The organism is Pseudomonas sp. AB6 (assembly GCF_034314105.1).
Classification (GTDB): domain Bacteria; phylum Pseudomonadota; class Gammaproteobacteria; order Pseudomonadales; family Pseudomonadaceae; genus Aquipseudomonas.
Genome location: NZ_JAVIWJ010000001.1, coordinates 4145014 through 4167357, shown reverse-complemented (window position 1 = coordinate 4167357; position 22344 = coordinate 4145014). Strand labels below are relative to the sequence as shown.

General features: G+C 54.2%; 22 protein-coding genes. 18 read left to right on the top strand and 4 right to left on the bottom strand.

The window, feature by feature from the left end; genetic code table 11:
* From RGW60_RS19635 to RGW60_RS19615, 5 genes are all read left to right on the top strand, one after another.
* Positions 1 to 750, top strand: a complete 750-nt coding sequence (locus RGW60_RS19635) for a hypothetical protein (protein ID WP_322206139.1) — start codon at positions 1 to 3, stop codon at positions 748 to 750.
* A gap of 32 nt (positions 751 to 782) precedes the next feature.
* Positions 783 to 3533, top strand: a complete 2751-nt coding sequence (locus tag RGW60_RS19630; RefSeq protein WP_322206138.1) for a hypothetical protein — start codon at positions 783 to 785, stop codon at positions 3531 to 3533.
* Between the two features lies 1 nt (position 3534).
* Complete coding sequence (locus tag RGW60_RS19625) at positions 3535 to 3918, top strand: hypothetical protein (RefSeq protein ID WP_322206137.1); 384 nt, start codon at positions 3535 to 3537, stop codon at positions 3916 to 3918.
* Positions 3919 to 4315: 397 nt separating this feature from the next.
* Positions 4316 to 4978, top strand: a complete 663-nt coding sequence (locus RGW60_RS19620) for a hypothetical protein (RefSeq protein WP_322206136.1) — start codon at positions 4316 to 4318, stop codon at positions 4976 to 4978.
* Positions 4979 to 5097: 119 nt separating this feature from the next.
* Positions 5098 to 5847 carry a hypothetical protein gene (locus tag RGW60_RS19615; protein WP_322206135.1) on the top strand — a complete coding sequence of 250 codons (750 nt, stop codon included), beginning with the start codon at positions 5098 to 5100 and terminating at the stop codon, positions 5845 to 5847.
* Positions 5848 to 5943: 96 nt separating this feature from the next.
* On the opposite strand, the gene RGW60_RS19610 is transcribed toward RGW60_RS19615, so the two are convergent.
* Together RGW60_RS19610 and pyrE are read right to left on the bottom strand one after the other, a co-directional pair.
* On the bottom strand, positions 5944 to 6534 hold the full coding sequence (locus RGW60_RS19610; RefSeq protein WP_322206134.1) for a DUF4124 domain-containing protein: 591 nt from the start codon (positions 6532 to 6534) through the stop codon (positions 5944 to 5946).
* A gap of 13 nt (positions 6535 to 6547) precedes the next feature.
* On the bottom strand, positions 6548 to 7189 hold the full coding sequence (gene pyrE, locus RGW60_RS19605) for an orotate phosphoribosyltransferase (protein WP_322206133.1): 642 nt from the start codon (positions 7187 to 7189) through the stop codon (positions 6548 to 6550).
* 82 nt (positions 7190 to 7271) lie between these two features.
* Between pyrE and RGW60_RS19600 the strand changes: the two genes are divergently transcribed.
* Positions 7272 to 8051 (top strand): exodeoxyribonuclease III, encoded by a 780-nt coding sequence (locus RGW60_RS19600; RefSeq protein WP_219063057.1) that lies wholly within the window; start codon positions 7272 to 7274, stop codon positions 8049 to 8051.
* 89 nt (positions 8052 to 8140) lie between these two features.
* Here RGW60_RS19600 and rph read toward each other — a convergent pair whose 3' ends face one another.
* Positions 8141 to 8863, bottom strand: coding sequence for a ribonuclease PH (gene rph / locus RGW60_RS19595; protein WP_322206132.1), 723 nt, complete (start codon positions 8861 to 8863; stop codon positions 8141 to 8143).
* A 274-nt stretch (positions 8864 to 9137) separates the two neighbouring features.
* On the opposite strand from rph, the gene RGW60_RS19590 reads away from it, so the two are divergent.
* The 6 genes from RGW60_RS19590 (at position 9138) to RGW60_RS19565 (ending at position 14461) form a co-directional block, all read left to right on the top strand.
* The gene (locus RGW60_RS19590; protein WP_322206131.1) at positions 9138 to 10001 is read left to right on the top strand and encodes a YicC/YloC family endoribonuclease; all 864 of its coding nucleotides are present in this window, start codon (positions 9138 to 9140) and stop codon (positions 9999 to 10001) included.
* A gap of 12 nt (positions 10002 to 10013) precedes the next feature.
* A complete protein-coding gene (gene gmk, locus RGW60_RS19585) occupies positions 10014 to 10634 on the top strand; it encodes a guanylate kinase (RefSeq protein WP_322206130.1) in 621 nt (206 codons plus the stop codon).
* A gap of 192 nt (positions 10635 to 10826) precedes the next feature.
* On the top strand, positions 10827 to 11090 hold the full coding sequence (gene rpoZ, locus RGW60_RS19580) for a DNA-directed RNA polymerase subunit omega (protein ID WP_322206129.1): 264 nt from the start codon (positions 10827 to 10829) through the stop codon (positions 11088 to 11090).
* Between the two features lie 60 nt (positions 11091 to 11150).
* On the top strand, positions 11151 to 13259 hold the full coding sequence (gene spoT, locus RGW60_RS19575) for a bifunctional GTP diphosphokinase/guanosine-3',5'-bis pyrophosphate 3'-pyrophosphohydrolase (RefSeq protein WP_322206128.1): 2109 nt from the start codon (positions 11151 to 11153) through the stop codon (positions 13257 to 13259).
* A gap of 26 nt (positions 13260 to 13285) precedes the next feature.
* On the top strand, positions 13286 to 13666 hold the full coding sequence (locus RGW60_RS19570) for a RidA family protein (protein ID WP_322206127.1): 381 nt from the start codon (positions 13286 to 13288) through the stop codon (positions 13664 to 13666).
* A gap of 57 nt (positions 13667 to 13723) precedes the next feature.
* Positions 13724 to 14461: a hypothetical protein gene (locus RGW60_RS19565; protein ID WP_322206126.1), complete on the top strand. Its 738-nt coding sequence runs from the start codon at positions 13724 to 13726 to the stop codon at positions 14459 to 14461.
* A gap of 70 nt (positions 14462 to 14531) precedes the next feature.
* Here the strand turns inward: RGW60_RS19565 and RGW60_RS19560 are convergent, their stop codons facing one another.
* Entirely contained in the window at positions 14532 to 15389 is an 858-nt protein-coding gene (locus RGW60_RS19560; protein ID WP_322206125.1) for an SDR family oxidoreductase, read from the bottom strand.
* Between the two features lie 221 nt (positions 15390 to 15610).
* On the opposite strand from RGW60_RS19560, the gene exbB reads away from it, so the two are divergent.
* From exbB to RGW60_RS19530, 6 genes are all read left to right on the top strand, one after another.
* Positions 15611 to 16576, top strand: a complete 966-nt coding sequence (gene exbB / locus RGW60_RS19555; protein ID WP_322206124.1) for a tonB-system energizer ExbB — start codon at positions 15611 to 15613, stop codon at positions 16574 to 16576.
* A gap of 3 nt (positions 16577 to 16579) precedes the next feature.
* On the top strand, positions 16580 to 17008 hold the full coding sequence (exbD, locus tag RGW60_RS19550; protein WP_322206123.1) for a TonB system transport protein ExbD: 429 nt from the start codon (positions 16580 to 16582) through the stop codon (positions 17006 to 17008).
* Entirely contained in the window at positions 17005 to 17760 is a 756-nt protein-coding gene (locus RGW60_RS19545; RefSeq protein ID WP_322206122.1) for an energy transducer TonB, read from the top strand. The genes exbD and RGW60_RS19545 overlap by 4 nt, the downstream gene beginning before the upstream one ends.
* Before the next feature lie 79 nt (positions 17761 to 17839).
* Positions 17840 to 18763 carry a hydrogen peroxide-inducible genes activator gene (locus RGW60_RS19540; RefSeq protein WP_322206121.1) on the top strand — a complete coding sequence of 308 codons (924 nt, stop codon included), beginning with the start codon at positions 17840 to 17842 and terminating at the stop codon, positions 18761 to 18763.
* An 8-nt stretch (positions 18764 to 18771) separates the two neighbouring features.
* Positions 18772 to 20847, top strand: a complete 2076-nt coding sequence (gene recG, locus RGW60_RS19535) for an ATP-dependent DNA helicase RecG (RefSeq protein WP_322206120.1) — start codon at positions 18772 to 18774, stop codon at positions 20845 to 20847.
* A gap of 77 nt (positions 20848 to 20924) precedes the next feature.
* Complete coding sequence (locus tag RGW60_RS19530) at positions 20925 to 22322, top strand: aminoacyl-tRNA deacylase and HDOD domain-containing protein (RefSeq protein WP_322206119.1); 1398 nt, start codon at positions 20925 to 20927, stop codon at positions 22320 to 22322.
* The last annotated feature ends 22 nt before the right edge of the window (positions 22323 to 22344 follow it).

Here is a 22344-nt window from a genome sequence, read left to right as displayed (position 1 = left end):
ATGGACAATATCGAAGCAAGTCAACCTTATTTTCAAGCAGATAGTCGGACACCGCTGAATGCAATAGTTCTGTTTGGAGGGAAAGAGCTTATGGCATGGACAACCAAGGCCCTGCCGCACCCGACCCTGGCAGGTAATATAATGATGGCTGTAGTTTTCAGCTTACCCCTTGGAGTTATTCTCTACGAATACTTTACCGGCCGACCTGCGATAACAGAAGACACGCAAACCGACTCTGCTATTTTGTTCCTTTGCATATGGATATTTTTTTGGAAAAAAGTAGTTCTTCAAAAAAACGTTTATAAGATGCGCATCACAGAGGTTGGCGGGCAAGCAAATTACTGGACGGACATTCCTGAAAATATCAATGTTTTTTTCAGGTGGACGGTGGGTATCGGCATATTCCTTGTCGTTTGCCTGATCGCAGTCATGCCGTCGGGAATCTGGTTACTGGCAGGCCCCGGCGGCATGGCAATTCTAGCCTCGAAATCCCTTCTAAATTGGAAAAGAGAAATAAAATACACTAGATTTACTTGGGACCAATTAGATTGGATCGTCATTGATAGAAAACGAAAACTCGTCGTATTTACAGCACATTGGGATCCCAGTAGGACCCTTGAAGAGCAGTATGTTTGCTTTCAAGCATTTGTACCCAAAGACCAAATAGATGACCTAATCAGAATCGCTAAACTGCACGCGCCAACACGCACTCATTTTGAACAATGCCACTGGGATGGCTGTAATGAATAACGGTTCTTGTCGTTCCCTATTGAAAGACAAGCATGAATACGCTTGATGAGGATCGACCCTATTTCCAAGCGGATAGCTATACACCGCTGAACGCCAAGGCACTATTCAGTGGAAAAGAGCTTAAAGCTTGGACAGCCAAGGCCATCGGCGGCCTAGGCGAAACCCGGCACCAGGTGCAACTGGCCGCCGACCAAGCCGCCCTTCAGGAATGGCAGGACGAGCACGGGCACAAGCTTGGTATTGCCGGGATTGTCGAGCAACTCTGCGGCGCCGGCAGCGATCGATCACTGCTCCCCAAGTCGGCGCTCAAGGATGAAAGCGCGACCCGGGAATACGTCGCCCTGGCTGAAAAATACTTCGAACAACTCAAACTTGAGGAAGATTCCGGAGCAATGACCCCCGGCACCGGCTTGATCCTTGGATTGAACGCCCTGCCGTCCACCGAAATCGGCAATCAGATCTACTGGAAATTCCACAGTCGGCCCGACCCCAAGCTGCGCGAAAGTTGGGAGAACCGGCAAAAGTGGCGCCTGCAAGCCGATCATGTCGCGGCACGCAGCTTTGCCGAAACCCAGCAGCCCCGGCGTGATGCCCTGCGCCAGCAGCTCTCAAAAACCCAGCACGACCTCAGGACGTGGGCCGAGCACATCGGCACCGAACCGCTAAAACTGTTCGTTGACACCACCCACCCCGACAGCCTGCTCTACCTGCAAAGCCTTATCGCGGGCCTGCTGGAAATCCTCGGCCAGGACCTGACGACCTCGCACTGGATGATGGAAGAAGAACTGCACGCCAAATCGCTGTTCGGCGCCGCCCGCTTCGGCTTTTCCGTCGGCCTCAAAGCCGCTTTCGATGCGCAAGTTAACGACCTGATCCAAGACCACAACGACATCAACGGGCTGTTCAGTCGTGCGGGCGAACTGAACGCGTTGCTGGGCCACGACGCCATCGCCAGCCACCCCTGGATGAAGGCCCTGAGCGAGCCGATTCAAAACACCTTCAAGGCCATGGGCGATCTGGTCAAAGGCGCTGGCAAACAGGTACTGGAGAAAACCCTGCTCGCCTTATTGGCTGCGGACAGCCGTTTGGCCAGTGGGAAAGGTCCGCACTTGGGCGCCCTGCTGCGCAACCTGGCCATCGGCAATTTCCTGATGGGGCATCCCGATGTACTCAAGTCCGTCCCCGACTTTGCCAAACGCCTCATGCAGTGGAAACGAGAGATGAACCAATTACGCATCGGGTTGAACGGCGCCCAGTATCGCTTCACCTACCAGCGCGACACCTACAACGCCCGCAGCCTGGGCCGCGCCGTGGCTGACGCGGACAACGCCCTCAAAGTCCATGCTCTAAAACTACCGCTGTTGTTTGAGTTCGAACATTCGCCGTACCTCAAATCCATCCAGGAAGGCATCGCCGCTTCCCTCGCCCGCGGCGGCCTCGCTGCCGATAATTGGCTCAACGGAGTCCGCACCTGGAGCGAAAAACGCGGCCTCAACGCTGGAGCGTTTACCTACGCCGTGATCATCTCCAACTTGATTAATACCGCACTGATTTATCGCGACCTGTCGAAAGATAGGGAGTTGAGTGAGAAAGACTGGGTGAAGCTGACATCGGCGGCGGCGTATACCGGGAGTGCGTTGATGGGGTTGTTTGTGGAGACGAAGTGGGGGGTGATGAAGGATTTGAGTATGGTTGTTCGTGGCAAAACTTTTAGAATCACAGACAAGCGTGCTAGTTACTGGAAAAATGTAAAACCAGGGTGGGGAACGCTCATACGTGGTTTCGGTGCTCGACTGGTGGGATTGGGTGCGTTTACTTTGGTGGCGACCTTTACAGAAACTTGGGACATTTCAGACGACATAACAAATGCGAGTTCGTTGGGCGATAAAAAATTGCTGTGGATAAAAGCTGGAGCCGTTGTGGGGATGTCACTTGTAGGGATATTGCAACTGACAGCGGGGAGCATGGCTCTCGCTGGAAACCCTGCGTTGCTGGCGCTAGCTATGAACCCTTACATCGCTGGGGGTGCACTTGCAGTTGGTTTAATTTATCTTTTGGCCACGCTTGCACTTAATTACTTGAAACGCGATGCCGTTGGTCAATGGCTGCGACAGGGCTCATGGTCACGTCACCCTGAAGATCTAGCTGGAAGTCAAATAACCCATTTGGAAGAAAACAGATCATTTTTGGAAATACAACTAAGCCCGACACTCCATGTGAAACCGACGTATGAATATATTGAACGATATACCTACAAAAAAGGCCATGAACAGATACCCATCCAAAACGGAGCATGGGTTCAGTTGCTCATCCCAACGGAACTTCAGGGATCAGTGATCCAAGTGAATGTGATAGCCAGCCATCGCCCCTATTACGTGGGCACCGTTGAGAAAGCAGGTCATTCATTGCAAAAACCCTTTATCGATAACGGCGAAATTATCGCCCCCTCGTTACTCGGTAATACGCCAGACGAGAGTGGACCTAAAAAACGAATAGAAAGCTGTCACCCCATACCCTCGGGGGGCGAAGGTATTATCTGGCAAGCTTGGGTTCCCCTAACCGTAGAAGCCCAGTTTATTGAAGCTCAAGTTTGGTATCCCGCGGAAATTCTGGCCAACGCCGAGGGTGATCGCGGATTTCGCTTCCAGTTGGAATTGGTAGAACAAGGTGTTACCGATGAAAAAGATACGCTTATGAGCAGCTTGGATACCAAAAATATACAAGTTCAAACTCTGGGTGGCCGAGATGAAGCGAGCGCTCTTGCTGTACCGAGTTGGGAATAGCATGGACAACAGTGAAGACAGACAGCCTTATTTTCAACCAGATAGCGGCTTACCGTTGAACGCCATAGAACTGTTCGGCGGAAAAGTGCTTAAAACTTGGACCACGAAGGCCCTGCCGCATCCAGTGGGGACTATCAATATAGTGATGGGTGCAGTGTGCACTATCATCATCGGGGTGGTCTTTTACGGATATTTTGGCGACCAGGCCGTCATAGGTGACTTCCCAGTTCTCGGTTGCGGTATTTTTGCCCTCTGCCTATGGCTGCTGTTCTGGAAAAAAGGTGCTCTGCAAAAAAACGTATATAAAGTCCGCATCACTGAAGTAGGCGGTCAAGCAAATTACTGGGCGGACATTCCTGAAAACATGAAGTTCTTTTTCAGGTGAATGGTCGGTATAAGCGTATTCCTTGTCGTTTGTATGATCGCAGTCATGCCGTCGGGAATCTGGTTACTGGCAGGCCCTGGCGGCATGGCAATTCTAGCCTCCAAATCCCTTCTAAATTGGAAAAGAGTAGTTCGCTACAATGACTTTAAATGGGAAGAGCTTAACTGGGTCGTCATCGATAGAAAACGAAAGCTCGTTGTATTTACAGCACACTGGGATCCCAGCAGGACATTTGAAGAGCAGTATGTCTGCTTTGAAGCATTTGTGCCCAAAGACCAAATAGATGACTTAATCAGAATCGCTAAATTTCATGCACCAACATGTACCCACTTCGAACAATGCCACTGGGACGGCTGTAATGAGTAACAATTTTTGTCATCCCCATGGGAAGAAAAGCATGAACACGCTTGATGAGGATCGACCCTTCTTCCAACCAGATAGCCGCTTACCCTTGAACGCCATAGAGCTATTCGGCGGGAAAGTGCTCAGAACTTGGACCACGAAGGCGCTGCCGCATCCAGTGGGGACTATCAATATAGTGATGGGCGCAGTGTGCACCATCATCATCGGGGTGGTCTTTTACGGCTATTTTGGCGACCAGGCCGTCATAGGTTACCTCCCAGTTCTCGGTTGCGGTATTTTTGCCCTCTGCCTATGGCTGCTGTTCTGGAAAAAAGGTGCTCTGCAAAAAAACGTATATAAAATCCGCATCACAGAGGTTGGCGGGCAGGCAAATTACTGGGCGGACATTCCTGAAAACATGAAGTTCTTTTTCAGATGGATGGTCGGTATAAGCGTATTCCTTGTCGTATGCATGATTGCAGTCATGCCGTCGGGAATCTGGTTACTGGCAGGCCCTGGCGGCATGGCAATTCTAGCCTCCAAATCCCTTCTAAATTGGAAAAGAGAGATAAGTTACACAAAATTCAAATGGGATAGAGTGAATTGGATTGTAATTGATAGAAAACGAAAACTCATTGTATTCACAGCACATTGGGATCCCAACAGGACATTTGAAGAGCAGTATGTTTGCTTTCAAGCATTTGTACCCAAAGACTAAATAGATGACTTAATCAGAATCGCTAAACTGCACGCGCCAACACGCACTCATTTTGAACAATGCCACTGGGACGGCTGTAATGAGTAACGGTTCTTGTCGTCCCCCATTGGAAGAAAAGCATGAATAAGCTTGATGAGGATCAGCCCTACTTTCAAGCAGATAGTCGGACGCCGCTCAATGCAATAGTTCTGTTTGGAGGGAAAGAGCTTATGGCATGGACAACCAAGGCCCTGCCGCACCCGACCCTGGCAGGTAATATAATGATGGCTGTAGTTTTCAGCTTACCCCTTGGAGTTATTGTCTACGAATACTTTACCGGCCGACCTGCGATAACAGAAGACACGCAGACCGACTCTGCTATTTTGTTCCTTTGCATATGGATATTTTTTTGGAAAAAAGTAGTTCTTCAAAAAAACGTTTATAAGATGCGCATCACTGAGGTTGGCGGGCAAGCCAATTACTGGGCTGACATTCCTGAAAACATCAATATTTTTTTCAGGTGGACGGTGGGCATAGGCATATTCCTTGTCGTTTGCCTGATCGCAGTCATGCCGTCCGGAATCTGGTTACTGGCAGGCCCCGGAGGCATGGCAATTCTAGCCTCCAAATCCCTTCTAAATTGGAAAAGAGAAATTAAATACACTAGATTTACTTGGGACCAATTAGATTGGATCGTCATTGATAGAAAACGAAAGCTCGTTGTATTTACAGCGCATTGGGACCCCAGCAGGACCCTTGAAGAGCAGTATGTTTGCTTTCAAGCATTTGTACCCAAAGACCAAATAGATGACTTAATCAGAATCGCTAAACTGTACGCCCCAACATGCACCCACTTCGAACAATGCCACTGGGATGGCTGTAATGAATGACTGCTGCACAGCCGATCTCGGGCAGGCTCGCTCCTCCAACTGTTACGTGTGTGCTCATGCGGGTGGTGGCTTATCCAATAACCGCAGCAACGCCCATCACGGCACTAACTTCTGCACCCGCACCCGGTCCACCGCGAAACTGGTGTCCACCTGCTTACGCGAATCCCGGTAGCGAACAATTTCGGCCTTGATGTTGTTCTGGTCGTCTCGCAGGCTTTTCATCTGGTCGACTAACGATTGCGGCACAACCCGCCCCGCTCGTTCCTGGTCCGCCGCCTGGCTTTGCAGGTTGCTTTGCTGAGCGCTCAGGTTCTGTAGATTGCCTTGTGCAACGGCGACCAGTGCGTCCAACTCGGCGAGTTTGCGGGCTTTGGCGTTGTCGACGTCGGCGACGCTGCTGTAAAGGCGCAGCAATTGAGCGTCAGAATCGGCCTGGGCCTTATCGGCACGCTGCTGTACAAGTTCGGCGGCAGTCGGCGCGGGGGGCACTACTTGCATCACGCGCCCGCGCTCATTGAGCACTTGATAGCCTTTGCCCGCGTACTCGGTGGGAACGCCTTGGCGATCAAGGACGACCCCACCTTTGCTGTCGACATAGCGATAGAACAAGATCTGAGGCTTTTCCGCTGCCTGCCCAGCCACAACGTAAAACGCCAGAACCAATCCGCACACGCTCAGCTTGGACATATAAACACTATCCTCAGATTCCGTACTGCTTGCGATAGGCCTCGACCGCCGGCAAATGCTGCTTTAGTTGTACATCATCGGCCAGATATTGCAGGACTTGATTCAACGACACGATGCTAACAACCGGGATGCCAAAGTCACGCTCAACTTCCTGAATCGCCGACAGCTCGCCGTTGCCTCGTTCCTGACGATTCAACGCAATTAATACCCCGGCCGCCGTAGCGTTTTGGTCTTTTATGATGTGCATGACTTCGCGAATGGCGGTACCAGCGGTGATCACATCATCAACGATCAGCACATTTCCAGTGAGCGGTGCACCAACCAGGCTTCCGCCTTCGCCGTGGGCCTTGGCTTCTTTACGGTTGAAACACCAAGGCAGATCCAGCTGATGATGTTCAGCCAGCGCCACGGCTGTGGCGGCGGCCAGAGGAATTCCTTTGTACGCCGGGCCGAACAGAACATCGAAAGAAATACCACTGTCGACCACTGCTGCGGCATAGAAACGGCCTAGCTGCGCCAGAGCAGAACCGCTATTGAACAGCCCCGCATTGAAGAAATACGGACTGATGCGCCCGGACTTAAGCGTGAATTCACCGAAGCGCAAAACCCCACGATCGATGGCAAAACGGATGAAGTCGCGTTGATACTCATGCATGAAAAAAGCCCCAAATACCACGGATTTAGCTAATTAGGTAGAGCTCGGGTATCATACACGCACGTGATTTTTGGGGCCATTTATGCGGATCATCAGTGTGAACGTAAATGGCATTCAGGCCGCAGTCGAGCGTGGTTTGCTCAGTTGGCTGCAAGCTCAGAATGCCGACGTCATCTGCCTACAGGACACCCGCGCCTCCGCCTTTGAACTGGACGACCCAGCCTTCCAACTGGATGGCTATTTCCTTTATGCCTGCGAAGCTGAAGTTCCTGCCCAGGGTGGCGTGGCGCTTTACTCGCGGTTGCAACCGAAAGCGGTAATCAGCGGGCTCGGCTTCGAAACAGCCGACCGTTACGGGCGTTACCTGCAAGCAGATTTCGACAAAGTCAGTATTGCGACCTTGCTGCTTCCTTCCGGGATGAACGGTGATGAAGACTTGAATCAAAAATTCAAGCTCATGGACGACTTCGCTCGCTACCTGGACAAACAACGACGCAAACGCCGTGAGTACATCTACTGCGGCTCGTTGTACGTTGCGCAACAGAAGCTTGATATCAAGAACTGGCGCGACAGTCAGCAATCTCCAGGTTTCCTTGCGCCAGAACGCGCCTGGATGGACGAGATTGTCGGCACCATGGGTTATGTCGATGCATTGCGTGAAGTCAGTCGCGAAGGTGATCAGTACAGCTGGTGGCCGGATAACGAACAGGCTGAAATGCTCAACCTCGGTTGGCGTTTCGATTACCAGTTGCTGACCCCAGGCCTGCGCCGCTTCGTACGCAGCGCTCGCTTACCGCGCCAGCCTCGCTTCTCGCAGCATGCTCCATTGATCGTGGATTACGACTGGACGTTGACCATTTAACGTTCCGTCGCCCACAAAAAAGCCGACTTCGTGTCGGCTTTTTTGTGGGCGTTCAACTGTTGTCGATCACTTGATCTGTAGGAGGCGGATCAGTCAGCCAGTGCTGCGCGCTGCAGTTCGAACAGTTCAGTCATGCCTTTGTTCGCCAAGGCGAGCATGGCGTTCAATTCTTCAGGTTGAAACGGTGCACCTTCAGCCGTGCCCTGCACTTCGATGAAGCCGCCAGTGCTGGTCATCACCACATTGAGGTCGGTTTCAGCGGCAGAGTCTTCCAAGTAGTCGAGGTCGAGTACGGGTTCGCCCTGATACATGCCCACCGACACCGCAGCGATCATCTGCTTGAGTGGGTCGCCGCCTTTGAGGCCGCCACGCTTCTTGATCACTTTCAAGGCGTCAACTAACGCAACCATGGCGCCTGTGATAGAGGCAGTTCGAGTGCCGCCGTCAGCCTGAATCACATCGCAATCGACATACAGCGTGACTTCACCCAATTTAGACATGTCTAGCGCTGCGCGCAGGGATCGGCCAATCAAACGCTGGATTTCCAACGTTCGCCCGCCTTGCTTGCCACGGCTCGCTTCACGCTGGTTGCGTTCGCCAGTGGCGCGCGGCAGCATGCCGTATTCAGCGGTCAACCAACCTTGACCCTGACCTTTAAGGAAACGCGGCACACCGTTTTCGACGCTGACTGTGCAGATCACTTTAGTGTCACCGAACTCGACCAGTACCGAACCTTCGGCATGCTTGGTGTAGTTACGGGTGATGCGGATCGAGCGCAGCTGATCGGCAGCGCGGCCACTTGGACGTTTCATTTGAAATACCTGTACTAAGACGGAAATCTGCCGAGCATTATAGTGATCACAACCCGGTGTGGGCAGTGCTAAAACGCTATTGGTCCGATTCTGACCTGCTTGCGGAGTCGGAATCGGCGTTTGGCAGCACCTTGCCACCGCGTCAATTTGGGCGCATCCACTGCACTGCGCTACAATCGCGCGCCTTCACAGCCTGGCGGCTTTTTATTACATTTATTGGGCAATTTACCGGCCATGGCAGTTTTCTTCCGCTCGCGTAAAAGAGGTATTCCCCATGGTGCACAGCATGACAGCCTTTGCCCGGATCGAAAGGGTTGGCGCCCAAGGCACCCTGAGCTGGGAGCTGCGCTCGGTTAATCATCGCTATTTAGAACCGCACCTGCGCTTGCCGGAGTCGTTCCGCGATCTTGAAGGCGCCGTCCGCGAAGCCCTGCGTCAGGGATTGTCGAGGGGCAAGGTTGAATGCACGCTGCGCTTTACCGAGGAAGCCGCTGGCAAACCACTGCAAGTAGATCGTGATCGCGCAGCGCAATTGGTAGCCGCCGCTGAAGTGGTCGCCAGCCTGATCAAGCAACCCGCACCCTTGAACCCGCTGGAAGTGTTGGCCTGGCCTGGGGTTTTAGTGGCAGATGCCAGCGATCCGCAATCGTTGAACAACGACGCAATCGCCGTATTCAACGAAGCGCTGACCGAGTTAAAAGCGGGGCGAGGCCGTGAAGGTGCGGACTTGGCTAAACTTCTGGACGAACGGTTAGTATCCATCACCGAAGAGGTAGCGACCCTGCGTGTCTTGGTTCCGCAGATGCTCGCCACGCAACGGCAGAAAGTATTGGATCGCTTCGCCGACATGAAAGCCGAGCTTGATCCGCAGCGCCTTGAGCAAGAAATGGTGCTGCTGGCACAGAAGAGCGATGTCGCCGAAGAACTGGATCGCCTTGCCACCCATGTTTCCGAAGTACGCCGCGTCTTGAAGGCAGGTGGACAGGCCGGCCGGCGCCTGGATTTCCTGATGCAGGAACTCAATCGCGAAGCCAACACATTAGGCTCCAAAGCCTTCGACCCGCGCAGCACTCAGGCAGCGGTCAACCTCAAGGTGTTGATCGAGCAGATGCGCGAACAAGTGCAGAATATTGAGTAAGGCAACCCCGACATGACCCACAGCACCGGCACCCTTTATATCGTTTCTGCACCCTCTGGCGCGGGCAAAACCAGCTTGGTCAAAGCCCTGATCGACGCCCAGCCGCAGATTCGTGTTTCCGTCTCACACACCACGCGGGCCATGCGCCCCGGTGAAATCAACGATGTGAACTATCACTTCGTCGACCGAGCCGAATTCGTGCGAATGATCGAACACGGCGACTTTCTCGAACAAGCTGAAGTGTTCGGCAACCTATATGGCACATCGCAAAGTCGCTTGCAGCAGACGCTGGATGAAGGTCACGACCTGATTCTTGAAATCGACTGGCAGGGCGCGGATCAAGTACGCAAGTTAATGCCCGACGCTCGTTCGATCTTCATTTTGCCGCCGACTCAACAGGCGCTCCGCCAGCGCTTGACTAACCGAGGCCAGGACAGTGACGAGATCATCGAAGGACGCATGCATGAAGCCGTCAGTGAAATGAGTCACTACGTGGAATACGATTTCATCGTGATCAACGACGACTTCGCCACCGCGCTTGAAGACCTTAAAGCGATCTTCCGCGCCAACCAGCTGCATCAGAAACAGCAACAGCAGCGTTTTGGTGATTTGCTCGCTCAGTTGTTGGCATAGGTTAGGAGCATCAAGACGTAAGCTGTAAGCCTCAAGTTGGCGGTGTTTAAGACGCTTTTACTGGCCGCCTGTACCTTAAAACTTGAAGCTTATGAAATCTCCCCTTCCCTAAACGCTGGTGTTTTTTTAAACTATCGAGTCCGCTCGCCCATCCGGGCACCGCGCATACTGCATTTGCTACGAGGAATACCCATGGCCCGCGTGACCGTTGAAGACTGCCTAGACCACGTCGTTAACCGCTTTGAACTGGTCATGCTCTCTACCAAGCGTGCCCGCCAGTTGGCTACCGGTGGTAAAGAACCTAAGCTGCCTTGGGAAAACGACAAGCCTACCGTTATGGCTCTGCGCGAAATCGCGGCCGGCCTTATGAGTTACGCTGTCATCGCTGAAGCCGAAATCGTTGAAGATGAGCCACTGTTCGCGGCCTTCGAGGACGAGTCCAACGAGGCCATTTAAGCCTATGCCCGGTCGACGTAGTACGGCAAAGGGTTATCGCCTTCAGCGAGGAGTAGTGCCTTGCCGAGCATAGACGCCCTCGCCGATCGCCTGTCGACCTACCTCGGCAAAGACCAGGTCAACCTGGTCCGCCGAGCGTATTTCTACGCCGAACAAGCCCACGACGGCCAACGTCGCCGCAGCGGCGAAGCCTACGTTACGCACCCTTTAGCGGTTGCGAATATTCTTGCCGACATGCATATGGACCATCAAAGCCTGATGGCGGCCATGCTGCATGACGTAATCGAAGACACCGGAATCGCCAAAGAAGCGCTCTGTGCGCAATTCGGTGAGACCGTGGCCGAACTGGTCGATGGCGTCAGCAAGCTGACCCAGATGAACTTCGAAACCAAAGCCGAAGCTCAAGCCGAAAACTTCCAGAAAATGGCCATGGCCATGGCCCGCGACATTCGGGTGATCCTGGTCAAGCTGGCCGATCGGCTGCACAACATGCGCACACTGGAAGTCCTGTCAGGCGAAAAACGTCGACGGATTGCCAAAGAAACGCTGGAAATCTACGCGCCCATCGCTAACCGCCTAGGCATGCACAGCATCCGTATCGAGTTCGAAGACCTTGGCTTCAAGGCGATGTACCCGATGCGATCCTCACGTATCGGTCAAGCGGTCAAGCGCGCACGGGGCAACCGCAAAGAGCTGGTCAACAAGATTGAAGAGTCCCTGAGCCATTGCCTGGCGGTGGACGGTATCGAAGGCGAAGTCAGCGGTCGACAAAAACACCTGTACGGCATCTACAAGAAGATGCGCGGCAAACGCCGGGCTTTCAACGAAATCATGGACGTTTACGCATTTCGGGTCATCGTTGACAAGGTCGACACTTGTTATCGCGTGCTTGGTGCTGTGCATAATTTGTACAAGCCGCTGCCCGGGCGTTTTAAAGATTACATCGCGATCCCCAAAGCCAACGGTTACCAATCTCTGCACACCACGCTGTTTGGCATGCACGGCGTTCCCATCGAAATCCAGATCCGCACCCGCGAAATGGAGGAGATGGCGAACAACGGGATTGCCGCGCATTGGCTGTACAAATCCAGCGGTGATGAGCTGCCGATAAGCACCCATGCCCGCGCCCGCCAGTGGGTTAAGGGTGTGCTGGAAATGCAGCAGCGTGCCGGTAATTCGCTGGAATTCATTGAAAGCGTGAAGATTGACCTGTTTCCGGACGAGGTTTACGTATTCACGCCTAAAGGCCGAATCATGGAGCTGCCCAAAGGCTCGACGGCGGTGGACTTTGCTTACGCGGTGCACACCGATGTCGGCAACAGCTGCATTGCGTGTCGGATCAATCGTCGCCTGGCACCGCTCTCCGAGCCGTTGCAAAGTGGCTCGACGGTTGAAATTGTCAGCGCGCCCGGCGCACGCCCAAACCCGGCATGGCTGAACTTTGTTGTCACTGGCAAAGCACGCACGCACATTCGCCACGCCCTTAAGCTTCAACGCCGTTCTGAGTCCATCAGCCTGGGCGAACGCCTGCTGAACAAGGTACTCAACGGTTTCGACAGCACCCTGGAAAAGATTCCGGAAGAGCGAGTGCAGTTGATCCTCACCGAGTACCGAGTGGAGGTTATTGAAGACCTGCTCGAAGACATCGGCTTGGGCAATCGCATGGCTTATGTTGTTGCCCGCCGCTTGTTGACCAGTGATGCCGAGCAATTACCAAGCTCGGAGGGCCCGCTGGCGATTCGCGGCACCGAAGGCTTGGTGCTCAGTTATGCCAAGTGCTGCACACCGATCCCGGGCGACCCGATTGTCGGCCATTTGTCTGCAGGCAAAGGCATGGTTGTGCACTTGGACAACTGCCGCAATATCAGTGAACTCCGACACAACCCGGAAAAATGCATCCAGTTGTCATGGGCCAAAGACGTCACCGGCGAATTCAACGTCGAGTTGCGCGTCGAGTTGGAACACCAACGCGGCCTTATCGCGTTGTTGGCGAGCAGCGTGAACGCCGCAGACGGCAATATCGAAAAAATCAGCATGGACGAACGCGACGGCCGTATAAGCGTGGTCCAACTGGTAGTCAGCGTGCACGACCGTGTGCACCTGGCGCGTGTAATCAGAAAACTACGCGCGCTGACTGGAGTGATTCGCATCACTCGCATGCGCGCGTAGCCAAAAACTATCCCAAGGAGTTTTTCATGACCAAGACAGTTATCACCAGCGATAAAGCACCTGCGGCCATTGGCACGTATTCTCAGGCGATTAAAGTTGGCAACACCGTCTATATGTCCGGGCAGATCCCACTGGACCCGAAAACCATGGAATTGGTTGAAGGCTTTGAATCTCAAACGGTACAAGTATTCGAGAACCTGAAAGCCGTTGCCGAAGCCGCTGGTGGTTCGTTCAAGGATATCGTCAAGCTGAATATCTTTCTGACGGACCTGAGCCACTTCGCTAAGGTTAACGAGATCATGGGCAAATACTTCGATCAACCATACCCGGCTCGGGCTGCGATCGGTGTTGCTGCGCTGCCAAAAGGCTCGCTGGTAGAAATGGACGCCATTCTCGTCATCGAATAATTTTCCCGGGCGGATCGTCAACCGTTTCGCCCTACTCCACGCAAAGGAATGATCGCCATGCGCTTTGCGCTTGCCCTCTCGCTGCTCGCTGCCCTTATAAGCGGCTGTGCCAGCAACTCCGACCGTAACCCGGACGGTATCTGGATCAATCAAACCGCAATCGATGCCGCTGTAAAGGGCGGTAATCTGCGTCAGGCACTTCTCGCCAACGGACCAAACCTGGAGTGGAATGTTAACTCCAAAGCCGCCCAGGCCTCGTTTTCCAATGGCTTTGAGCAAAGTGAAGGCAAGATCACTAGCGCAGCCGATGGTAAGTATCACGTCGATTTTTATGGCAATTTCTTCGAAGACTTAAAGATCAAAGGTGATGACCTGATCCAAATCGCCAGCGAATCAGGTCCAGAACAACGCTTCCAACAGCCAAAAGACCCCGCACCTGCTGCTGCACCACCGGGTAGCAGCTTCGAAAAAGCGCTGTATGGGGCTTACATGGGCGGCAAATGGAAGATTGTCGATGGCGAAGGTGTCGGGAACATTGTGCAATTTCATGCCGACGGTAGTGTCGATGGCTTGCCTGATGATGACCGCTATGCACTCTGCCTGGCCGGCGATTGCGCCGCCATGAGCGGTGAAAACGACAGTCTTTGGCTAGAGAAAAACAAGCAAGGCAATGCTTGGATATTCGTCCGCAAGGGCGATCAGCTTGAAATACTGCAAGCCGTAAACCAAGCACGCTCGGACGAAATGCCCGACCTGCATCCCGGTCCTCGCCGATGGCTGCTTGAGCGCGACTAACGTGCATTCCCCTCTTTTGGCGAAAGGCTTGACGCGGTTACACCCGTTAACCGTTCGCCACAAGTTGGCTCTACAGGTTTCCCTCGATAATCGCGGCATAACCTTCTCGATAACTCGCATAGCGCGGCACCCAGCCCAAAGCACGGGCTCGGACATTGCTGCACTGCTTGCTGCCAGTACGGCGAACGCTCGCTTCGGCGGACCACTCGGTAACGCCCAAATACTCACGCAGCCAAGCGACCACTTCAGCCAGTGGCGCAGGTGCATCGTCAACGCCTATGTAGCAATCATCCAACGCTACCCCGCGAGCATCTGCCTGTAGCAAGTACGCCAACAACCCTGCTGCATCGTCGACGTGGATTCGGTTGCCATATAACGGTGGCTCGGTGGCCACACGATAACCTTGGCGTACTTGAGTCAGAAGCCACTCGCGCCCAGGACCATAAATACCGGTCAGCCTCACTACACTTGCAGGAATGCCACTGCCCAATGCAAGCCGCTCGGCCTGCTGCATCAACCGACCTGAATAGCCTACGGCTTGGGTGGTGGATAATTCATCGACCCACTCGCCGTGCAGCTGCCCATACACACTGCTGCTGGACACAAACAGCAAACGTTTCGGTCGTTGTCCGTGTTGCTTGAGCCAGTTCAACACATGACTCAGCCCATCCACATAAGCTGCCTGATAACCCGCTTCATCATGATCAGTCGCGGCCGCGCTGTAGACCACATAATCCAAGGGCCCAGTTGGCCAATCGCCAGGGCAACCCGCATTGAAAAGATCGCCGGCAACTCCAACTACTCCGGCGGGTAGTCGTGAGATCGACCGGCGCAGGCCATAAACCGTCCAACCATGGGCGAGCAGTTGGTTGGCCAAACGGCCTCCTACGTCACCGCAGCCAGCAATTAAAACAGAAGGGGCAGACATTCTGGGGCTCCGGATAAGCGTGCGAAAAGAGCACGGTAGACGACCCAAAATATCCGCTAAATACAGATAATTTAACGCCACCTACAAATAGAAAGATTACGCATCGCTGTTGCTAACGAGAATTATTTGCAATAATGCCCGCCTATTTTGCTCTCCTCTCTCGGCTTTTTGTCCAGCCCAAGTGCAGAACATATTTTCTCATTTTTCCAGGTCCGGCCAGCATGACATGTATTCAAGCCTCCGCTTCGCCAACCAAACTGTTCAGCTTGCCACGTGCATCGTGCTGCACTGCTGTCGTGATACTTAGCTTACTACTTGCCCCCACGGCATTTGCCTATCAGACCGCATTCGAGGCGACGCCCACCACGCAATTTGTAGCGGAGGCGACTTCTCCTGTTTCACCCACAGCCCAAGCCGCGGCAAGCGATTTTTCCGTAGCCGCACTGGGTACCGTTCCGACCATTGTTGACAGTAGCCTCGGCATGGCTAATGACTTGTCGCCTTGGGGTATGTACCAACACGCCGATATCATCGTAAAAATCGTCCTTATCGGTCTATCGATTGCTTCTTTAATCACTTGGACCATCTGGGTCGCCAAAGGGTTTGAACTGGTAGGCGCCAAACGTCGCCTGCGCGGTGAAATCGTTACGCTGAAAAAAGCCCGCACCCTTAAAGAAGCCAGTGACGGCGCAAGCAAAGAAGGCACTCTGGCCCACTTACTGGTTCACGACGCCCTCGAAGAAATGCGCCTTTCTACCAATAGCCGCGAGCGCGAAGGCATCAAGGAACGCGTCAGTTTCCGTCTGGAGCGGCTTGTGGCTGAGTGCGGTCGCAACATGAGCAACGGTACCGGCGTACTCGCCACCATTGGCTCCACCGCACCGTTTGTGGGACTGTTCGGTACAGTGTGGGGCATCATGAACAGCTTCATCGGTATCGCCAGAACACAAACCACCAACCTCGCCGTTGTTGCACCCGGCATTGCTGAAGCGTTGCTAGCAACCGCGATGGGCCTGGTTGCTGCGATTCCTGCCGTGGTGATCTACAACGTATTTGCCCGCTCCATCGCGGGTTACAAAGCGCAGGTTTGCGATGCCTCTGCCCAAGTCCTGCTGCTGGTCAGCCGTGATCTCGACCACCTGCCGGCGCAACCTGGCCAGCAGCCGCACGTGGTGAGAGCGGGGTAAGTCATGGGCCTGCATCTGAACGAAAGTGGCGGCGATGATCTCATCGAGAACCACGAAATTAACGTCACGCCCTTTATCGACGTCATGTTGGTACTGCTGATTATTTTTATGGTGGCTGCCCCATTGGCGACGGTCGACATCAAAGTCGATTTGCCTGCTTCAACGTCGAAGCCAGCATCACGACCGGAAAAACCATTGTTCCTAAGCGTCAAAGCCGATCTGAGCCTGTTTCTAGGCGAAGACAAGGTCAGCCTTGAGCACCTTGGTAAGTTGCTAGACGCCAAAACCAAAGGCAAAAAAGACACGACGATTTTCTTTCAAGCCGACAAAGGCTTGGATTACGGCGATTTGATGGGCGTCATGAACGCGCTGCGTGGCGCGGGCTACCTAAAGATTGGCCTCGTAGGTCTTGAGACGGTTAGTGAACAATGATGACTTTGCGCCAAAAACTGACACGCTATAGCGGCAGTCTTTTGTTGGTGCTCGCCGCACACACAGTAGCGATCATTATCGCGCTGCGTTGGTCGGCGCCTCAGATCATCGAGTTTCCGCCGGCAGCTATGCTGGTCCAGCTGGCGCCAAGGCCTGCAGCCTCGCCAATGCCTTCACCTATAGTCGTGCAATCACCGCAGCTCCCAGCTCCGGTTGAAGAAACACCGCTACCAAAACTGGCAAAAGCTGAAAACCCAGAAACTGCTATTCCAAAACCGGTCAAGCCGAAGACAAAACCGAAGCCGCCCACACCAGAAATGAAGCCAAAACCACCGCCAGAAGAACCCGTAGACCCCAAGCCTGTCGAAGCTCCGTTGATCGCTTCACAGTTGGTAACATCCGGTGCACCGCTTGCGATGGCGAGCCCGCCATCTGTCAGCAACGCTCAACGCTCTTGGCAAAGCGATCTTCAAAACCATTTGGCCAAATATCAGAGATATCCTGAAGATGCTCGTCGTCGGAACATCAGCGGCTCCACGCACCTGCGCTTTGATGTGGGTGCTGACGGCAAAGTAATCTCGGTTTCGGTTGCTCAGTCATCCGGCCATGCGTTGCTGGACAGGGCAACTCTGACGATGATTCGTCAAGCCCAGCCGCTGCCGAAACCACCGGCCGAAATTTTGAGAAACGGCTCAATTGAGGTCACTGCGCCCTTCGACTACTCGCTCGAGAACGTTAAATCGCGCTTTTGATCGATATGAGGTCCGTTGATAACGTGCGTCTATCGATTGCAGCCGCTATGCTGGGCTCGCAACTTCATGGACGCACGCTATGACCCTTACAGAACTGCGATATATCGTTACGCTCGCCCAAGAACAACATTTCGGTCATGCGGCCGAACGTTGTCACGTCAGTCAGCCGACGTTGTCTGTGGGCGTGAAAAAACTTGAAGATGAACTTGGCGTGCTGATTTTCGAGCGCAGCAAGAGTGCCGTGCGCTTAACGCCTGTTGGCGAAGGCATTGTTGCTCAAGCTCAGAAGGTGCTTGAGCAAGCTCAAGGCATTCGAGAACTCGCGCAAGCCGGTAAAAACCAGCTGGTTGCACCGCTCAAAGTCGGGGCGATCTATACCGTCGGTCCGTACCTGTTCCCGCACTTGATTCCGCAGCTGCACCGGGTCGCCCCGCAAATGCCGTTGTACATCGAAGAAAATTTCACCCACGTGCTGCGCGACAAACTGCGCAACGGTGAACTTGACGCGATTATCATTGCGCTGCCGTTCAACGAAGCAGACGTTCTGACTCTGCCGCTGTACGACGAACCGTTTTATGTTCTGATGCCGGCAAATCATCCGTGGACCAAAAAAGAAACCATTGATGCCTCGGCTCTGAACGACAAAAGTCTGCTGCTGCTCGGCGAAGGTCACTGCTTCCGAGACCAAGTGTTAGAGGCCTGTCCGACGCTGGTAAAGGGTAGCGAAGGCGCACGACACACCACAGTCGAGTCCAGCTCTCTGGAAACTATTCGGCACATGGTAGCGTCGGGCCTGGGCATTTCGATTCTGCCGATGTCGGCCGTCGACAGTCACCATTACGCAGCCGGAATCATCGAAGTTCGTCCTCTCACGCCTCCAGTGCCATTCCGTACAGTGGCGATTGCTTGGCGTGCAAGCTTCCCTCGCCCTAAAGCGATCGAGATCCTCGCGGATTCCGTGCGTTTGTGTTCAGTGGCTCGCCCGAAAGTTGAAGCGAGCTAAGTTCCATCATGAGCGAGCTGTCAAAAGTCTCCGTCACGGCGCTGAAGGGCGTCGGCGATGCCATGGCTGAAAAATTGAGCAAGGTTGGCCTTGAAAACCTTCAGGACGTCTTGTTTCATTTGCCATTGCGTTATCAAGATCGAACCCGCGTTGTGCCAATTGGCCAATTACGTCCGGGACAGGACGCGGTAATCGAAGGCGTAGTCAGCGGAGCCGATGTGGTAATGGGCAAGCGGCGCAGCCTATTGGTGCGACTCGGCGACGGCACCGGTGTCGTCAGCTTGCGCTTCTATCATTTCAGCAACGCGCAGAAAGACGGCATGAAACGCGGCTCTCATTTACGCTGCTTCGGTGAAGCCCGGCCTGGCGCATCCGGGTTGGAAATCTACCATCCGGAATACCGTGCGTTGGCAGGCGCCGAACCGCTCCCGGTTGAGCAGACCCTCACCCCGATCTATCCGAGCACAGAAGGACTGACCCAGCAGCGGTTGCGCCAGTTGTGCCAACAAAGTCTTGCACTGCTAGGCCCCAAGAGCCTGCCCGATTGGCTGCCTGAAGAACTGGCACGCGACTACAAACTGGCCCCGCTGGACGAGGCCATTCGTTATTTGCATCACCCGCCTGCGGATGCCGACCTCGAAGAACTTGCCTTGGGCCATCACTGGGCTCAACACCGCCTGGCTTTTGAGGAACTGTTGACTCATCAGCTCTCGCAGCAACGCCTGCGTGAAAGCCTTCGCTCCCAGCGCGCACCGGCCCTACCCATCGCGAAACGACTACCCGCACAATTTCTCGCCAACCTCGGCTTCGCCCCAACCGGCGCACAGCAGCGAGTGGGCAAGGAAGTGGCTTACGACCTCAGCCAGCCGGAACCGATGCTGCGCCTGATTCAGGGCGACGTAGGCGCCGGTAAGACCGTGGTGGCCGCTTTGGCCGCCTTGCAGGCACTTGAAGCCGGGTATCAAGTGGCGCTGATGGCCCCCACCGAGATTCTTGCCGAACAGCACTATGTCAATTTCAAGCGTTGGCTAGAGCCGCTGGGCATTGATGTCGCTTGGCTCGCGGGCAAGCTCAAAGGCAAGGCGCGGATCGCCGCGTTGGAGCAAATCGCCACGGGCACGCCAATGGTCGTGGGCACTCATGCGTTGTTTCAGGATGAAGTGCAGTTCAAGAACCTGGCGTTGGTGGTCATTGATGAACAGCATCGCTTTGGCGTACAGCAGCGTCTGGCCCTGCGCAAAAAAGGCGTCGGCGGGTTGATGTGCCCCCATCAATTGATCATGACCGCGACGCCCATTCCGCGGACCTTGGCCATGAGCGCCTACGCCGACCTCGACACGTCGATCCTGGATGAGCTTCCGCCGGGCCGAACGCCGGTTAATACCGTGCTGGTGGTTGATACACGCCGTGTCGAAGTGGTTGAGCGCGTTCGTGCGGCCTGCGCCGAAGGACGCCAAGCTTATTGGGTGTGTACGCTAATTGAAGAGTCCGAGGAACTGACCTGTCAGGCGGCAGAAACCTCCTTTCAAGAGCTGACCAGCGCCTTGGGTGAGCTACGCGTAGGCCTGGTCCATGGCCGCATGAAATCTGCGGATAAAGCAGCGGTCATGGCCGAGTTCAAGCAAGGCGCAATACAGTTGTTGGTTGCTACTACGGTGATCGAAGTAGGCGTCGATGTGCCCAACGCCAGTTTGATGATTATCGAAAATCCTGAACGCCTTGGCTTGGCACAATTACACCAATTGCGCGGGCGTGTTGGCCGAGGCACCGCAGCAAGCCACTGTGTACTGCTCTATCATCCGCCATTGTCACAGATAGGGCGTCAACGCCTAGGCATCATGCGCGAGACGAATGATGGTTTCATCATCGCTGAAAAAGATTTAGAACTTCGTGGTCCGGGCGAAATGCTCGGCACGCGACAGACCGGTTTGTTGCAGTTCAAAGTTGCAGACCTGATGCGTGACGCCGATCTATTGCCCGCCGTTCGTGATGCCGCGCAAGCGCTTCTAGAACGTTGGCCCAACCATGTAAGCCCGCTGCTGGATCGCTGGCTGCGTCATGGGCAGCAATATGGGCAAGTTTAAGAGTCATCCGCCAATAACAATGCAGAAATAATCAGGCTGGTTATACTCCTTCGATTGTAAGAATTTGGATACGGACCATGACAGAAGTTGCCTTCGCCGATGCAATCCCGCTCGCCCCCTCTGTCATCCGGTTGTTGCTGGACAAACTTGCCATCGGATACAGCGAAGTCATTGATGACAATAGTCTCCCTGCATCTAGAAAACTTCAGGCGATATTAGTCGACGATGCTGTGGGCCCGCTGTTGGTGTTATTCCCACAGAGTCATTTACTCGACCTCAATCGCTTGGCCGAATTGACGGGGCGCAAGCTCAGCGCCATGAATGAAGAGCGCCTTGTGCGCTTGCTCGGCAAAAGCAACCGTAGCCTGTTGCCCGGCCTGCCAGGGCTGAATGGCTCGCCGTGTCTGTATGAGGAACGGCTGCTACAAGAACCCACGTTGCTGATCAACTCCGGCGAGACGGGGGTGCTCCTGGAGATTTCTTGCGAAGACTTCAAAGGTATGGTGAGCAAAGCCAGCGCCGCGAATTTCGGCGAGCCCCTGATCACGATCCGTCCGAACCTGGATCGCCCGGACGATGACCGCGAAGAAATCATTCAAGCGATGCATGCGTTCACAGCGCGCCGTATTCAGCAGCGTCTGGAAGCCACGCTGGAGATACCGCCTCTGGCGGAAACTGCACAAAAGATCATCAAATTGCGCGTCGATCCCAACGCCACCATCGATGACATAACCGGCGTGGTCGAGACTGACCCGGCGCTGGCTGCCCAGGTTGTCAGTTGGGCGGCATCACCTTATTACGCGTCTCCTGGCAAAATTCGCTCGGTGGAAGACGCCATTGTTCGCGTGCTGGGTTTTGATCTGGTAATCAATCTGGCGTTGGGCCTGGCGTTGGGCAAAACTCTGAGCTTGCCCAAAGATCACCCCCAACAGACTACGCCGTATTGGCAACAGTCGATTTACACTGCCGCCGTAATCGAGGGCCTAACCCGCGCTATGCCCCGAGCTCAACGCCCGGAAGCTGGGTTGACCTACCTGGCAGGCCTGCTGCACAACTTCGGTTACCTGCTCTTGGCTCACGTGTTCCCACCGCATTTCTCACTGATTTGCCGTCATCTGGAAGTCAACCCACACTTGTGCCACAGCTATGTCGAACAGCATCTGCTCGGCATTAGCCGTGAACAAATTGGCGCCTGGCTGATGCGCTATTGGGACATGCCTGAAGAATTGGCAATAGCATTGCGCTTCCAGCATGATCCAAGTTATGCAGGCGCTCACTGCGAGTACGCAAATTTGGTGTGCCTGACAGTCCGATTACTGCGCAAACACGGCATCGGCTCTGGGCCGCAAGAAAACATTCCAGATGAGCTATTCACACGTTTGGGTCTGTCGCGGGAAAAAGCCGAAGAGTCAGTGCAAAAAGTGCTGGAGGCCGAAGTGCTGCTGCGCGAACTGGCGTCGCAGTTCAATCAGTAGCAGCACTGAAATGTCAGCAAAA